Here is a 15,142-nt window from a genome sequence, read left to right on the forward strand (position 1 = left end):
CCTAACCCGGCGCAGAATTCATAGCGGTACAAGCACTGTGAGACAGAACACCAAGCTTTTCCGTCCGCTACCACGATTATTGCTGCATTTCCGGATCATTACCACTTGTTATCCGGCCTGCGATATAGTTGCCAAACTATATTGAAGGCGGGGTCACGCGAATGTCAGTATTACGGCCGTCTAAATGGAAAATTGCGCCGCAAATTACTCTGGTCGTGATTCTTGTCTTCTTGGGCTGCTGGGCTGGATCGTGGATTGGAAGGCTCGTCATTATCCGCAGTGACCGCGGACACATGCTGGCTTTATCAAATCAGCTATTGAAACGGGCAGAGAAGGTTTTCAATGAAGCGGACCTTGTCTTGTCCAGAACCAACGGGTCTGAACACCCCTTTTGTTCAGAGGAGGAGGTCGACTACCTCCGCAATATGCTGTTCGAGACAAAATATCTGAAGGATATTGGACGTGTCAAAGACGGGGCATTCCATTGCTCCGCGGTATACGGGCCAGCAAAGGCGCCCAGTCCGCTCGCCAAGCCAGATCTCGAAACGGATGATGGGATACTCGTCTATGCGAATACGCCACTGGCAATATCAAGCGCAACAGCGCCGATCATCGGCAACAAAAACGCCAATGTCGTACTGGACCCAACAGCTTTCGATGCCCTTAATGATCCAATCTATTCCTTTGGAATCATGTTCAATCCTTCTGGCAATCAAAACCCGCTTGGAATATTCGGCACGCTGAATCTCGGATTACAACTGGAGAAACTATCGGAAGGCGCCGGACGAGACGGTGATATCGTCTTTCGCAATGTCTGCAACGCCAGGTCCTGCGTTACCTTGCATGCTAAGGTGAGAGATCTTGAAGATTCTGCCTTTCCAATTGAAGCCAGTATTATCGGGCTTGGCGGTGCTCTCGGGGGTGCTGTTGGGGTGATTATGCTGCTGTTGCAGCAAAAGCGCCTATCCATCGGAGCCCGATTGACTGAAGCTTTGGATCGGCAATCGCTGACTGTCGAATACCAGCCCATCATCGACATCCAATCCAACGAGCCACGCAGCGCAGAGGCGCTTGTGCGCTGGATCGACAATGGCGAGGCCATCTCTCCGGACATTTTCATCCCGGTCGCTGAAGAAGAGGGCCTCATCGGGCGCGTGACACTGTATGTCATAGATCGGGTTTTTGCCGATATGGGTCCATTTCTCCAAAAGGATCGGCGTTTCCGTATCAACGTCAACATATCCGCCAGCGATCTTATCGATCCGGAATTTGTCCCGACGCTTGCGAACCGCCTGAAACGAGCGAATATCCAGACCGAACAATTGGGGCTTGAGATCACAGAGCGATCAACGGCAAATGCGGCTGCGGCAGTGGATGCCATTCACCTGCTTCGCAGTCGCGGTCACAGGATTTACATTGATGATTTTGGTACCGGCTATTCAAGTCTGGCCTATCTGGGTGAGCTGAATGTCGATGGTATCAAGATGGATAAATCCTTCACACAGACAGTCGGTACGGGCTCGGTGACGGTCTCTATTGTGCCTCAGATCATTGAAATGGCGCGCGTCCTTGGACTGAGTATCATTGTCGAGGGGATCGAGACGGCGATGCAGCGGGACTATTTCGCCGGCTTAAAAACTGAAATTGGTGGCCAGGGATGGTTCTACGGAAGACCGGTTAATGCCATGGCCATGCAGAAATTGATCCAAGCAAGCTCTATCTAGGCGACCAGAACGGCAGCGTACGCTTGTATGCCAGCCATCGGCTGTTCAGGCGTTTCAGTGCAACCGTCTGAAGGTGTCCCTGCCAGCCGATCACTGCGCCCATGGCCCGATTTGCCTGCGGAGAAAGCGTATCGTGTTCAAGCGCTGCCAGAAGTTCATGGGTGGTCTTGATGTCATTGGCCTCCCCCAGAAGCTCCTGCAACTGCGACAATCGCTTCAGATATTTCGTCGTCGATGCCCGGCGGGAATATAGTGGCAGAAAAAACTCGGTGGCATATCGCAGCTTCTTCAAGCCCAGCCGCACTTTGTGACGCTCATCCGGGTGAAGATGGCGGAAGCCCCGGCCACGTTTGCGCACCTGATGTTCGATTCTGTCCAGAACACGCGTTGCAAATAGCCCCAATGGCTCGGTGAGTATTTTCAGCTCTTCGCTGGAAATGTCGTTTCGCCAGCTTTTCTGTTCAATGATGAGCCCGAACGACAGGAGGAAGCGATTGGTCCGGGGTGCTGCCAGAACGTTTCGGGCATTGTGATAGGCCTGATCGTGCGAGAACTTACATGCCGCCCGCAATGCAGACATATCGATATGCGGAATAGTGGCTTCTTCAATCCCGGAAAGCGTTGACCCGATGAAAACATCCCAATTGCGGGCTGGACCAAGCGCCTGTCCGAAAAGCTTGGCCTCAGTATCAAGGCCCTCCAGGACAGGAGACTTCAAATGGTGGCAAAGGAAATGCAACGCCACACGCAGCCGGCGCAGTGCCACACGCAATTGGTGGATACCTTCCGGTTCACGTCCATCCTGAGTGGCCGATAAATTCGCAATGATCTGTTCATGGCAACTGGACAAAAGCTTGGCAATGCCTTCATCAACGGTATCGCTCCGGTCAAGATTGGATGAGGCAGCTTTGACAGCCCGGGGGGTGTTACCCTGCGCCAAGGCATAACCACGCGCGGATTTGGTCTGTGTCTCCAGACATAGGGGAACAACATCCATCAGAGCGAGGCCGAACTGGTACAATGAAGCCACTTTCCCCTGCTTCAACTCAAGCTCGACTTCGCATAGCGGCAGGCTGTGAGGCCCAAACACAATATCACCCTCGTCAAGCGCCAGCTCGATCTGCGTGTCCTGTTGATCAAGCATCAGGATGTGGCGTCTGACCCGGGTGATAAAGATCGGTATGAGCCCGGCTTCAACCATCCCGTACAGTGGTCCGCCAATTTCAGCCATCGGCAACGCGGCGAGGTCAAGAGCCATGCCCGCCACAGGCACTTCCCATTCGTCGCGGTGCAACGAACCTGATGATGCTACCCGTTTGACCGTTTGTATGTAACGGCGGCCCTCACGACGGACACGCAGGGACAATCCGGCCTTAAACAGCTGATGATCCGGCGTGTCGTAATAGGTCGCCTCAAGACGCCTGATGACACCCTTGTTGCGGACAAACTGCCTGATGACCGATGATTGCCGAATTTCATCCAGCTTCCCGGCGGGTGCGCGCAGCTTCAGTTCAATTTCAACGGGCGTAACCGGTAGCGCGGGAACAGCATCGGTGCCGGTCCCCTCTTCAGTCCCATGAACCAAAGCTACCATCAAAAAGCCCCTGCCTTTAGCCGTTACGCAGATGCATATTAGCGCCTGCGCGTCATCTTGGTAGAGCAGAATACCAGCAAAATGAGTTTACAAAAGAGTGGCTTGCACGGGTAACGCGTTGTGATGGCCTGTCATGTCAGTATTACATTGCGGTTCTAAACCTGAGTAGAAAGGTCTCTTTGAACGATTCCAGGGCAGCACGCACCTTCCGAAAATCGAACCCGGGGCCGCCCTTCGCAACAATCTTTCAAAGGATATTTTCATGCGTCCCTCGCGTTCAATCCTGTCGAGACTGCTCGGCACCATTCTTTTAACATTTGTGGCAGCGATACCGGCGACGGCCTTTGCCGATAATTCCATCACGGTTGGCACTGCAACCCTTGTCAACAAGGGTCTGGTTGGTGTGGGGAGAATTCCAGCCAGCCAGCGCGACAAGTTCGGTGAAACCTTTGGCTCCGGCTCCGGTATGGCAATGGACCCGGCAGCCTGGAGCCGCGATGGAGCCACATACAAGGGCACAATGCTGCTTCTGCCGGATCGCGGTTATAATTCGGTCGGCACCACCGATTACCGCCCGCGCCTCAATACGCTTTCCATCCAGTTCACACCGGTTGCTCCCGGAGCAACCCCATCCGCTGACAGGCAGCAATCCGCTGTAGAGGCCAAGCTCACCGATACGATATTGCTGGTCGATGACAAGGGCGGCGATACCACCGGCCTCGATCCCGAGACTGATGTTCGCGCCGCAGCGGGAGATTTTCCTGTCCTGCCACAGGCCAAGAACGGCAAGATCGCACTGGATAATGAAGCAATCATCCGGCTGGCGGATGGCTCCATGTTCATCAGTGACGAATACGGGCCGAACATCTATCGCTTCTCGGCCGATGGCCGTCTGCTTTCCGCAACCCAGCCGCCAGCAGCCCTTGTACCCATACGCCACGGCAAGCCAAATTTCGCCTCCAACAATCCCGGCCCCGGTGCGCAGGCCCCTGACCCCAAAGATCCCGATACCGGACGCCAGAACAATCAGGGCCTTGAGGGCATGGCTCTGACACCTGATGGCAAGTTTCTGATTGCCGTTCTTCAGTCTGCAACCAGACAGGATGGCGGTGATTCCAGCTCGACACGTCAGAACACACGTGCGCTTGTTTATGACGCAGCTGATCCGTCTCATCTCAAACTGGTGCATGAATATGTCGTGCCGCTTCCGGTTTTCACCAATGCGAAGGGCAAGAAAGCCGTTGCTGCGCAAAGCGAGATCGTGGCGCTTTCAGACAAGACGTTTCTGATGCTGGCGCGTGATAGCGGCAATGGCTACGGCATGGAAGGCGACACGTCACTCTATCGCAATATCACTCTAGTCGACACATCGGCAGCCACTGACATTGCCGGTAGTGCTTTCGACGCCGACAAGGCTGTAGCGCCGAAGGGTGTGCTTGATCCGTCAGTAACAGCGGCAACCCTGACACCTTTTATCGATATCAATGACAGCGCATCTTTAGCACGCTTTGCCCTGCACAACGGCGCACCAAATGATCGGAACAATCTGTCTGAGAAATGGGAAGCCATGGCGCTTGTGAGCGTCCTTGATCCCAAACTTCCGGATGATTATTTCCTGTTCGTCGCCAACGACAATGATTTCCTGACGCAGGACGGATTTCAAGTCGGGGCAAGTTATAAGGGAGACGGTGGCGCGGATGTCGACACGATGTTTCAGGTCTTTCAGGTAACTCTGCCAGGTCTGTCCAAGTAGGACTATCTGACAAACAGCGGGTGTGCGCGCCGCATCCGCTGTTATCAGCCTCTTCCGATGCTATTCGTGTTATATGATCCGCTGATATGACCGCAATGGAACACACCGATGCTCCGACTGATGCTTCTCCGTCATGCCAAATCAGACTGGCCAGATGGTATTGATGACCATGACCGTCCGCTTGCAGAGCGTGGAAGGCAAGCGAGCCCGTTGATGGCGGAATATATGGCGCAGGAAGGACTGCTGCCTGATCTTGCCATTGTTTCCACGGCCCGTCGAACAATGGAAACGTGGGAACTGGTACGTCCTGCCCTAGCGCATGAGATTGACTGGCGCGAGGAGGCCCGCATTTACGAGGCTCCTGCCCGCGTCATTGTGGATATTGTCAGATCAACAGAACCTGCAATCCAGTCCCTGCTGATAATCGGCCATAATCCGGGACTGCACGACGTCGCCCTTCAACTTATCGGCAATGGCAAAGAGGCCGATCTTGCCCGGCTCCGGCTGAAATATCCAACCGCAGGTCTTGTCGTGATCGACTTCAAAGCGAAAAGCTGGTCCGACCTGCCGGAACAATCCGGAAAGCTGGATCGGTTTGTGACACCAAAGACCATTGCTGCTGTTTAGAGCAACCCTATAAAACCCCAGATTGTATTGAGCTTTTATTCGCCGAATTCGGCACAATAGAGCCGTCACTTCAGCTTTCGGTAGTTGATTATGACAATAATTTTTCGAATATGTGACGGTACCATTCATTTCAAATCGCGATTGGACGTCCGTATGCGCCTTAGAGAGCTTCAGGAAATCAGGTACGAAGAAGAAACAGCCAATCTCAAGTTTTCAGGACTCAATCCTTTCAACGAGCCAAAGAGCGTCAACATTTCCATCGACAATCCCGAGGCGTTCCTCAATGCCATCAAAACTGCAATAGCAGATCGCGAAGGCAAGCCGGTCAAATTTGGCAAGGGCAAATAGGCGACCGAACACCCCGCATAAAAAGAAGTCGGTGAAGGCAAGATAATGCTTGCCTCCTCATCACTTATTCCGTTCATTCTCCATGGATACTATCCAGAGGCAGCGCACGCATCGCATCGTGTTCCCCAAGTGTTGAACCAAAGGAGATCTCATGTACGAACCGATCTGGAACAGTTTGACAATGGTCCGGTGCTCCTGTGACTGAACCCGCCATAGCCCCTGCCCCACCCGTCACTCTGGTCATCTTCGGCGCAACCGGTGACCTGACGCGGCGGCTGCTCGTTCCCACCATCCTCAACATGACGCAAAGCGGCCTGGTCAATGACAGCCTGCAAATCCTCGGCATCGGCCTTGATCCTGGTGATGATGAAATGTTGCGGGCCAAGCTTGAGGCATTTCTGGCGACCTCGAACATCAAAGCAAACTATAGTGACGAGACATGGCAGCAGTTGCGGTCCCGCATTTTCTACCTGCAGGGCGACTTCACACAGGATGCCATTTACACGCAGATAGTCAGTCGGCTCAGAGAACAGACGGGGCGCAATGCAGCTTATTACCTCGCTGTGCCACCGCTTTTCTTCGGCGATATCGTCGACAAACTGGCCGATAATGGCCTTCTGAAAGAAGATGGCTCCTTCCGCCGCCTCGTTATTGAAAAGCCTTTTGGAACCGATCTCGCCTCCGCCAAGGCACTCAATGCCCGGATATTGAATCGGGTTCCCGAAAGTCAGGTCTATCGCGTCGACCATTTTCTCGGGAAAGAGACCGTCCAGAACATCATGACGGCCCGCTTTGCCAACATGATGATCGAATCCATCTGGAGCAATAATTTTATCGACCATGTTCAGATAACAGCAGCGGAACTCGTCGATGTTGGCACGCGCGGCAAGTTCTACGATGCCACGGGCGCACTCAGGGATATGGTTCCAAACCACCTGTTCCAGCTTCTGGCCATGGTTGCCATGGAGCCGCCCAATAGCTTTGACGCCGAAGCCATCCGCGACGAGAAGGGCAAGGTGCTGAAAGCTCTACGGATTTATTCACCCGAAGAAGCAGAACAGAACTCGGCGCGCGGAGCCTATACGGCAGGTGTCTCCAACGGAAACACCATACCCGCTTACACGGATATTGCCGATGTTGCCCGCGACAGTGCAACAGAGACTTTCGTTGCACTGAAGCTCTACATCGATACCTGGCGCTGGGCAGGTGTTCCGTTTTATCTGAGGACAGGAAAGGCTATGACCGCCCGCGACACGGAGATTATCGTTACTTTCCGTCAGGTCCCCTTTGCTCAATTTAAGGGAATGGCTCCTCAGCGCCTTACACCAAACCGCCTCATCATTCAGGTACAGCCGGACGAAGGTCTGCATATCGAGATATCGATCAAATCCCCCGGCCTTTCCGTGGAACCCATGCCGATATCACTTGATTTCAACTATGCGGACTTCTTTGATATCGGCAAACTGACAGGCTATGAATCCCTGCTTTATGATCTGTTTGACGGTGACCAGACGCTGTTTCAACGCGCTGACAGCATTGAAGCGGGATGGGCGGCGGTGCAGCCCTTTCTCGACCTTTGGTCGAAATCGAAAGAAAGACCGGATACATATCCGGCGGGGAGCATGGGACCTCAATCTGCCGAAGCGCTCATTGAGCGGGATGGGCGCAAATGGCATCAGCCGGATGTGGCGCACAGGGTGAAAGCCAAGGTCTCGTAGCGGGACCAAACGATGATATCGAGAGGGACGGATATGACCGAGACATTCGTAATTGCACAGGGTGGTGGTCCGACAGCAGTAATTAACCAGACACTGGCTGGTGCTGTGCTTGAAGTGCGCAAGCGTTATCCGGGTGCCCGTGTGCTTGGCGCGCGCCATGGCGTGCGGGGCATTCGTGATGGCAATTTCGTTGAACTCTCGGCGCTATCGGACCAGCAATTGCACCTCATCGCCGGAACACCCAGCGCCGCCCTGGGCAGTACGCGTGACAAGCCGGACGCCGCTTATTGTGAAACAATCCTGAAAAGCCTGCGACAAGTCGGGGCCACCGCATTCATCAATATCGGGGGCAATGATACAGCCGGCACGCAGCAAATCCTTGTTGAAGCCGCGAACAATGACATTGCCTTCGTCCATGCACCCAAGACGATCGACAATGATCTCGTCGAAAGCGACCACACGCCCGGCTTCATCTCCGCTGCCGAGTTCATTGCCGGTGCCTTTGTCAGTATTGATCTCGATTTTCGCGCCCTGCCCGGCATTTATGTGGGGATTGTCATGGGAAGGCATGCGGGCTTCCTGACCACCGCCGCAGCCGCCTGGCAGCGGGATGATAGCAGTGCACCCCACCTCGTCTATGTGCCGGAGCGGGCCTTCTCGGCAAAGCGGTTCATTGAGGACGTGCGTGAAGCCCAAAGCCGTCACGGACGATGCATCGTGGCCATGTCCGAAGGTGTCACCAGTGAAGATGGCCGTGCTGTGGTGGAAAACCTTGTTCCCGCTGACCGGCTCGAACGCGACGCCCATGGCAATATCCGGCTTTCGGGTGGAGAGTTGGGTATGGCCATCGAACAACTCCTGCGGGAAGGCTTGCCGGGCGCACGCGCACGGGTTGACACATTCGGCTATCTGCCGCGTGGCAATATCAGCACCATCAATACGACAGACGCCAAAGAAGCCTTTGAAGCGGGTGCATTTGCGGTTGAGGCGGCGGCGCGCGGTGGCGGATCAGTCGCCTTGCAATACGCCAATGGAGCTACAAGTCCGCAACTGGTTCCTCTCGCCAATGTCGCCGGAAAAACGCAACATTTGCCGGATAATTTTCTCCTTGATGACGCCAACCAGATTTCGGCCGCATGCCATTCTTATTTCGAGCGATTGCTGCCCAAGCGTTTCACACTTGCCGAGCCGCTATAGCAGTCGCGGCTACAACCCATATTGCAGGGTTGTAGCCTTGAATATTGTGGTCTGTTTGAGCTTTGATGACTGTCTCTCCGGGCTCTGCAACAAATCGCTTGCGTTGGAACGGACACTTCTCTATAAGTGAGTATGTACTCACTCAAGGAATTGTCCAGTGGCTCGTCCGCTCAGCGAAGACAAACGAAACGCCATTCTTATGGCAGCGACTGAAAGCATCGCTGTCCTTGGCACAGGTGCATCCACGGCAAAGATCGCCAAGGATGCCGGCGTTGCGGAGGGTTCGCTGTTTACATATTTCCCCAGCAAGGACGAATTGCTGAACCAGCTCTACCTCGATATCAAATCGGATTTGCGCGCTGCAATTACGACTGGCTACCCTGCCAAGGCGAGCTTGAAGGAGCGCTGCGAACATTTGTGGAGCCGCTCGCTTGACTGGGCAGCGGCCAACCCCGCCAAACGCAAGACGATGCGGCAGCTCGGTATTTCAAACCGTATAACCGAGCAAAGCAAGAAGACAGGTTCGGAAGCCTTTCGCGATATCACCGCAATGCTGGAAGAAGGTTTCACAACGGGTGCCCTGAGACAACAGCCCACCGGGTTCATAGGCGGAATTATGGAATCGCTGTCGGAAATGACGCTCGATTTCATCGCCCGCGATCCCAAGAATGCAAGCACATACAAGAAATCCGGTTTCGACGCTTTCTGGGGCGCAATCTCCACCAGTTAAGCGCGTTCAAATTTAACACTTAAATGAGTGCTTATTCACTCATTATCATTGAAAGGCAATGCAATGTCAAAAGTCTGGTTGATTACAGGAAGTGCCAATGGTCTTGGGCGATCAATCGCCGAGGCTGTCCTTAACTCTGGGGCAAGCCTTGTTGCTACCGCCCGCAGTACTGCCACTCTGGCAGACCTCAAAGAGCGTTTTGGCGACAGGATACTGATTGTACCGCTTGATGTGACGAATGCAGATGCAGCGCATGCTGCCGTCAAACAGGCGGTCGATACATTTGGCCGGTTGGATGTCCTCGTGAACAATGCGGGATACGGGCAGGTCAGCCCTTTCGAACAGACAGATGAAAGGGACTTCTACGCACAGATCGATATCAATTTCTTCGGCGTGGTGAACTTGATACGGGCCGCACTGCCCGTGATGCGCGGCCAGCGTTCCGGCCATATCATCAATATTTCCTCCGTAGGCGGACGCACCGGCACCCCGGGTCTGAGTGCCTATCAATCGGCAAAATGGGCCGTCGGTGGCCTGACAGAAGTGCTCGCGCAGGAAGTTGCCCCCTTTGGCGTCAAGGTCATCGCCGTTGAGCCGGGTGGTATGCGCACCAATTGGGGCTCGACGGCAAGGAACAACATCCCCACCTTATTGCCCGAATACGAGGCAAGTGTTGGTGCACTGACGAAGATCTTGCGGGCCTATGTCGGCAATGAAGTGGGTGATCCCGAGAAGATATCCCAGGTGATTATCGACCTTGCCGAACAGGAAACGCTGCCCGCCCATTTGTTGCTTGGCAACGACGCCCTTTACGTATTCAACGAAGCGGAAATGCGGCGCACCAAGGCGGCAGCTGAATGGGAACACGTATCGCGCTCAACCGATTTCGACGACAGTAATCTGGACGCTCTGAAAGCCTTGAGATCTTAACCCGGAATCTTTGGCACTGTCCGTAAAGTCGATGGTTTTACGGGCAGCTGACCATGTGGAGATGAAATGACCAACACAGGCACTTGGGCTGACTTCGCTTACTTCTTCCGGACATGGCTTTCTGATCCATTGCGGGTTGCAGCTGTTGCCCCGTCGGGCAAAGCGCTGGCCCGGATCATGACCCAGGAAATCCGGCCGAACAACGGTCCGGTGCTGGAGCTTGGCCCCGGCACGGGCGCATTCACCAGAGCCCTTCTGGAGAAGGGTATCCAAGAGAGCGATCTGACGCTCATCGAATTCGGCTCGGAATTCCGGGAAATCCTCGGAAAGCGGTTCCCCCAATCCAGAGTGCTGTTGATGGATGCAGCAGAACTCGCACAGAACGGGATTTTTGAGGGCACGCCTGTATCAGCCGTTGTAAGCGGACTACCCCTGCTCTCGATGCCTGCGCAGAAAGTGACCGATATTCTCGCCGGTGCGTTTCATTATCTGCGCGAGGATGGAGCCTTTTATCAGTTCACCTACGGTCCGCGATGCCCTGTCCCGCAGCGTGTCCTCGATCGCCTTGATCTCAGAGCAACCCATATCGGCCGTGCCGTCTGCAATCTGCCGCCCGCAGCGGTCTACAGGATCACCCGCCTTTGACCAACCGCAGAACCATCTGCTGAATATTGCCGCCTTCACCCATTTCGACGCGGTCAAAGTCCCGGCCTTTCTGACGCTGTGCGAGAGATAGCTCAGAAAGGCGTTTGGTCATTTCAACCCTGATTTTGCGGCAATCGGGATCGTCGGGAACAGACAGACCGATGGTAGCCGCTTCAATGGCCTTGACCATGTCTTTGATGGTAACGCCATGCACGGCTTCATGGGTCTGAACACCAGCAATAAAGGTTTCCCAATTTGCCTGAACTGGCGCGGGAAGCCGCTCGGCAGGTTTTGGCAAGGTGTAAGTGATGATGAGTTTTGGCTTGGCGGAAACGAGTGTGCAGGCATTGCCCTGTCTTTCGTATTTCCGCTGCCACGTCAGTTTGAAATTGGTATGGGCAATAACGCGGGTCGAGCCGCCAATCAACGGGCCCCGCTGGCCGATCGAAGCATAGAGTTCCGCACCGGATTTACCTGTGATGGCATAGGTCTCTACCTTCTCGACAGCCTGCCACTCAGCTTGAGCAGACAGCGGCGCAAGGACGACGCAAGCCGCAAAAAATCCAATTCGAATCTCTGTTTTCACCCCGAAATTCCCCTCGCGTTCTCCTGTCGATCCGCAGAACGCGTTATTTATCGCACGAAGGCAGGCGGCGCATAATGTAAAGCGCCGCACTTTTCTGCCTTGAGGATCAGATTAGGATGCAGTTGCCCTATCCCTTACAGGCAACGTCCAGTTCGGCCTGACAAAATGACAGGTGTAGCCATTGGGATAACGCTCCAGATAATCCTGATGTTCTGGTTCCGCTTCCCAGAAATCGCCAACCGGGGCAAGCTCGGTCACAACCTTGCCGGGCCACAGGCCGGACGCATCAACATCGGCAATCGTATCTTCGGCAACCTGCTTTTGCTCGTCGCTGGTGTAGAAAATGGCCGAGCGATAGCTCAATCCCAGATCGTTACCCTGACGATTGAGCGTTGAGGGGTCATGAATCTGGAAGAAGAATTCCAGAATCTTCCGATAGCTGATGCGGTCAGGATCAAAAATGATCTCGATGGCTTCCGCATGGGTACCATGATTGCGATAGGTGGCATTTGGGACATCACCACCGGAATACCCGACGCGAGTGGATATTACTCCCTCATAACGCCGGATCAAATCCTGCATGCCCCAGAAGCAACCGCCAGCCAGAACTGCCCGTTCTTGTGCCATTCAGATATCCTCCACCTGATTCAGATAAGCGCCATAGCCCTCGGTTTCCATGTCATTACGATGAACGAACCGGAGCGAAGCCGAATTGATGCAATAGCGCAGACCGCCGCGATCCTGCGGACCATCAGGGAATACATGTCCCAGATGGCTGTCGCCGTGATTTGAGCGCACTTCAATGCGCACCATCCCATAGCTGTCATCGCGCAACTCATTCACATAAGCAGGTTCGATCGGCTTGGTAAAACTTGGCCAGCCACATCCCGATTCAAACTTGTCGGAAGACGCAAACAGCGGTTCGCCCGACACGATATCGACGTAGATGCCGGGCTCTTTATTGTCCAGATACTCACCCGTTCCCGGGCGTTCGGTGCCATTTTGCTGTGTGACGCGAAACTGTTCGGGAGACAGTTTGGAGATGGTGTCAGAATTCTTTTCGTATTTGTTCATTTTCTCTCTTCCATCAGGCGGTGCATCGATTTGCCGGGGTTTGAGCGCCAAGACTTATCCATCAACAATGTCTCTTGCTGAAAGTGAAGCTTACTCCGGGTCTCATCCGGTCGAAAAATAAAGGTGTGCCCTATATCTGTGTGTTGCACCGCCTTTTATCAAGGCTGTTCTCAAGATGTATTGCGTGTTGAGCTGGAGCAATCGAAGCATCAACCGCGCGCGCTACCCCGTTCATGGGTGAACCACCGGATACCGCCGACAACCGCCAGTGCAATCAGCGGCCATGGTGCCCAGAGCGTCCCTTCCCAGGAAAGAACGTTGATGCTGGCAAGCACAAGGCCAATCAGGGTCAGCATTGCAATAAAGCGGTCAATCCGCGTGGTTGTTCGTATCCAGATAAGGGCCGCAAAAACAGCAATGCCAAGAATAGGCCATGCTGCCCAGAAATCGCCTTCCCACGAGAGCACATTTATAGCGGCAATTCCTGCAGCTATTGCGCCCAGTATGCCAAAGCTCTTCCTGTGCGACGGGTCCCTCATTGAGCTGATCTCGGTGTGGGCACTGCTAACACGCTGATAGCCCTGCGGCTGTACCTGCTCTGGCGATGTCAGCCGTACAGGCATTACGGCGTCTTCGCCAATCCGGACGGAATAGCTCGAAATACCACCTTCGATATTCTTGAGTGAAAGCTGCCCAAGATACTCGAAGCCGACAGTCATCTTGTTGCGAACCTGCTCGTACACTGTGCTGGATATTACAATGCCGCCAGCGGACGCTGACGCCTGCAGCCGGGCGGCGACATTGACGCCATCGCCATAAATATCGTCTCCTTCAACAATGACATCACCAAGGTTGATGCCGATGCGAAAAAGCATACGCGACTCATTCGGACGCTTGGCATTGTGCCCTGCAAGGTCGTTCTGAACATCGACAGCCGCGCGCACCGCTTCGACGACACTGGAGAATTCAGCAATGAGCCCATCGCCCCAAGTATTGATGACCCGCCCGTCATGGGCTTCAATCAACAGCTTCATAGAGTCACGATATTGCTTGAGCGTGTCGAGCGTGGCCTCTTCATTTGCCTGCATCAAACGCGTGTAGTCCTGAACATCCGCCGAAAAGATCGTGGTCAGCTTGCGACGTGTTTCAGACATGGCGTTGTCTCCCTATCTCAACCGGTGCAACTTCGTATGACGAACGCAATCCCGGCACTTTAACGCCACACGCGGGAATCTGAAATAGCCCCATGTAAAATCGATCAGGTCCGGTGATCCAAGGGGGAACCAATAAATTTGGCGGGAGCCCGCCACCGCAGACTCCCGCCATTAAAACTATACCGTCTTACCAATCGCAGAGGCGAAGCAGCCGCAAAGGGCTTTGCCTGTGTCCGCTGGATTCAACCCTGCGGAAGCACCAGACGAGTCTCTACGCGGCGATTTTCCGGAGAGAAAGGATCGCTCACGCTTGGATGACGCTTGCCAAAGCCTTCTGCCTTCAGACGCTCGGGAGAAACACCGAGCTGGCTGAGATACGCAGAAACAGACTCCGCGCGGCGCATCGACAATGTGTCATTGTATTTGTCCGTACCGGTTGCATCCGTGTGACCCTCAACCTGGAACGTCGCCACCTGAAGGCGCTGGTCGTTGAGTGCCTTGGCAAACTCGCCAAGAGTCTGCTTTGCTTCTTCCGTCAAACGATCGGAATTCAGCTCGAATGTAACCTTCATGTTCAACGGCGAAGCAGTGGGGTTCACAATCTTCTTCGCACACTCCTGATCCGTCCCGACGCAAATTGCGCGTGACTTACCAAGATCCGCCGTGTTGACGAAATGTTTGACAATATCTTCCGACTTATAAGCCGGACCAGCCATTGCGGGCGAAGCAACGCCAATCAAAATGGCCGCAGAAAGAGAAAAAAGCTGGCGCATGATGTAACCTCTTCGAGAACGGTAAGTTAAGTTTAGATTAAATTAACCAATGGCCAATTTCAAGCTCAGACCATTACGTAAAAAACATCACACACATGCTTGTATTCGATGCCGGGCTAACCGGCAGAGTGAAGGAAGAAGCGAAGCGGACACAGGTCCGCCCCGCTTTCTCGTGTCTGTCTTACGCAGCCCGTGTTGTGGCGAGATCGTAAGAAGCAATCATTGGCGACTGCGGGCTCTGATTTGCGTCGTATGGTGTGTACTTCACTTCCAATTTGGTGAAGTTCAG

14 protein-coding genes and 2 pseudogenes are annotated in these 15,142 nt (G+C 54.1%); 9 read left to right on the forward strand and 7 right to left on the reverse strand.

The window, feature by feature from the left end:
• Nucleotides 1–128: 128 nt before the first annotated feature.
• Nucleotides 129–1,724 carry an EAL domain-containing protein gene (locus BLU05_RS22670; RefSeq protein ID WP_139210507.1) on the forward strand — a complete coding sequence of 532 codons (1,596 nt, stop codon included), beginning with the start codon at nt 129–131 and terminating at the stop codon, nt 1,722–1,724.
• Here BLU05_RS22670 and BLU05_RS22675 read toward each other — a convergent pair.
• Nucleotides 1,717–3,318: a CYTH and CHAD domain-containing protein gene (locus BLU05_RS22675; RefSeq protein WP_091885206.1), complete on the reverse strand. Its 1,602-nt coding sequence runs from the start codon at nt 3,316–3,318 to the stop codon at nt 1,717–1,719. The two genes, BLU05_RS22670 and BLU05_RS22675, sit on opposite strands and share 8 nt — an antisense overlap.
• A gap of 262 nt (nt 3,319–3,580) precedes the next feature.
• On the opposite strand from BLU05_RS22675, the gene BLU05_RS22680 reads away from it, so the two are divergent.
• From BLU05_RS22680 to BLU05_RS22715, 8 genes and pseudogenes are all read left to right on the forward strand, one after another.
• On the forward strand, nt 3,581–5,071 hold the full coding sequence (locus tag BLU05_RS22680; RefSeq protein ID WP_091885208.1) for an esterase-like activity of phytase family protein: 1,491 nt from the start codon (nt 3,581–3,583) through the stop codon (nt 5,069–5,071).
• A gap of 108 nt (nt 5,072–5,179) precedes the next feature.
• The gene (locus BLU05_RS22685; RefSeq protein ID WP_091885211.1) at nt 5,180–5,698 is read left to right on the forward strand and encodes a SixA phosphatase family protein; all 519 of its coding nucleotides are present in this window, start codon (nt 5,180–5,182) and stop codon (nt 5,696–5,698) included.
• Nucleotides 5,699–5,851: 153 nt separating this feature from the next.
• On the forward strand, nt 5,852–6,046 hold the full coding sequence (locus BLU05_RS22690) for a hypothetical protein (RefSeq protein ID WP_091885214.1): 195 nt from the start codon (nt 5,852–5,854) through the stop codon (nt 6,044–6,046).
• Between the two features lie 197 nt (nt 6,047–6,243).
• Nucleotides 6,244–7,764 (forward strand): glucose-6-phosphate dehydrogenase, encoded by a 1,521-nt coding sequence (zwf, locus tag BLU05_RS22695; RefSeq protein WP_091885217.1) that lies wholly within the window; start codon nt 6,244–6,246, stop codon nt 7,762–7,764.
• Between the two features lie 33 nt (nt 7,765–7,797).
• Nucleotides 7,798–8,961, forward strand: coding sequence for a diphosphate--fructose-6-phosphate 1-phosphotransferase (locus BLU05_RS22700; RefSeq protein WP_091885220.1), 1,164 nt, complete (start codon nt 7,798–7,800; stop codon nt 8,959–8,961).
• A gap of 157 nt (nt 8,962–9,118) precedes the next feature.
• Entirely contained in the window at nt 9,119–9,691 is a 573-nt protein-coding gene (locus BLU05_RS22705) for a TetR/AcrR family transcriptional regulator (protein ID WP_091885223.1), read from the forward strand.
• Nucleotides 9,692–9,754: 63 nt separating this feature from the next.
• The gene (locus BLU05_RS22710) at nt 9,755–10,621 is read left to right on the forward strand and encodes an oxidoreductase (RefSeq protein ID WP_091885226.1); all 867 of its coding nucleotides are present in this window, start codon (nt 9,755–9,757) and stop codon (nt 10,619–10,621) included.
• A gap of 66 nt (nt 10,622–10,687) precedes the next feature.
• Nucleotides 10,688–11,260 (forward strand): annotated as a pseudogene (locus BLU05_RS22715) (methyltransferase domain-containing protein); the annotation flags it as partial.
• On the opposite strand, the gene BLU05_RS22720 reads toward BLU05_RS22715, so the two are convergent.
• From BLU05_RS22720 to BLU05_RS26630, 6 genes and pseudogenes are all read right to left on the reverse strand, one after another.
• Nucleotides 11,253–11,852 (reverse strand): DUF922 domain-containing Zn-dependent protease, encoded by a 600-nt coding sequence (locus BLU05_RS22720; RefSeq protein WP_091885228.1) that lies wholly within the window; start codon nt 11,850–11,852, stop codon nt 11,253–11,255. The pseudogene BLU05_RS22715 and the gene BLU05_RS22720 sit on opposite strands and share 8 nt — an antisense overlap.
• Before the next feature lie 111 nt (nt 11,853–11,963).
• Nucleotides 11,964–12,479 (reverse strand): peptide-methionine (S)-S-oxide reductase MsrA, encoded by a 516-nt coding sequence (gene msrA, locus BLU05_RS22725; protein ID WP_091885230.1) that lies wholly within the window; start codon nt 12,477–12,479, stop codon nt 11,964–11,966.
• Nucleotides 12,480–12,926: a peptide-methionine (R)-S-oxide reductase MsrB gene (msrB, locus tag BLU05_RS22730; RefSeq protein ID WP_091885233.1), complete on the reverse strand. Its 447-nt coding sequence runs from the start codon at nt 12,924–12,926 to the stop codon at nt 12,480–12,482.
• 209 nt (nt 12,927–13,135) lie between these two features.
• Complete coding sequence (locus BLU05_RS22735; protein WP_091885236.1) at nt 13,136–14,080, reverse strand: adenylate/guanylate cyclase domain-containing protein; 945 nt, start codon at nt 14,078–14,080, stop codon at nt 13,136–13,138.
• A 242-nt stretch (nt 14,081–14,322) separates the two neighbouring features.
• On the reverse strand, nt 14,323–14,853 hold the full coding sequence (locus BLU05_RS22740) for an OmpA family protein (protein WP_091885238.1): 531 nt from the start codon (nt 14,851–14,853) through the stop codon (nt 14,323–14,325).
• Between the two features lie 181 nt (nt 14,854–15,034).
• A pseudogene (locus tag BLU05_RS26630) lies at nt 15,035–15,142 on the reverse strand (Hcp1 family type VI secretion system effector); the annotation flags it as partial.

This window comes from Phyllobacterium sp. OV277, from assembly GCF_900104355.1.
Classification (GTDB): Bacteria; Pseudomonadota; Alphaproteobacteria; order Rhizobiales; family Rhizobiaceae; genus Phyllobacterium.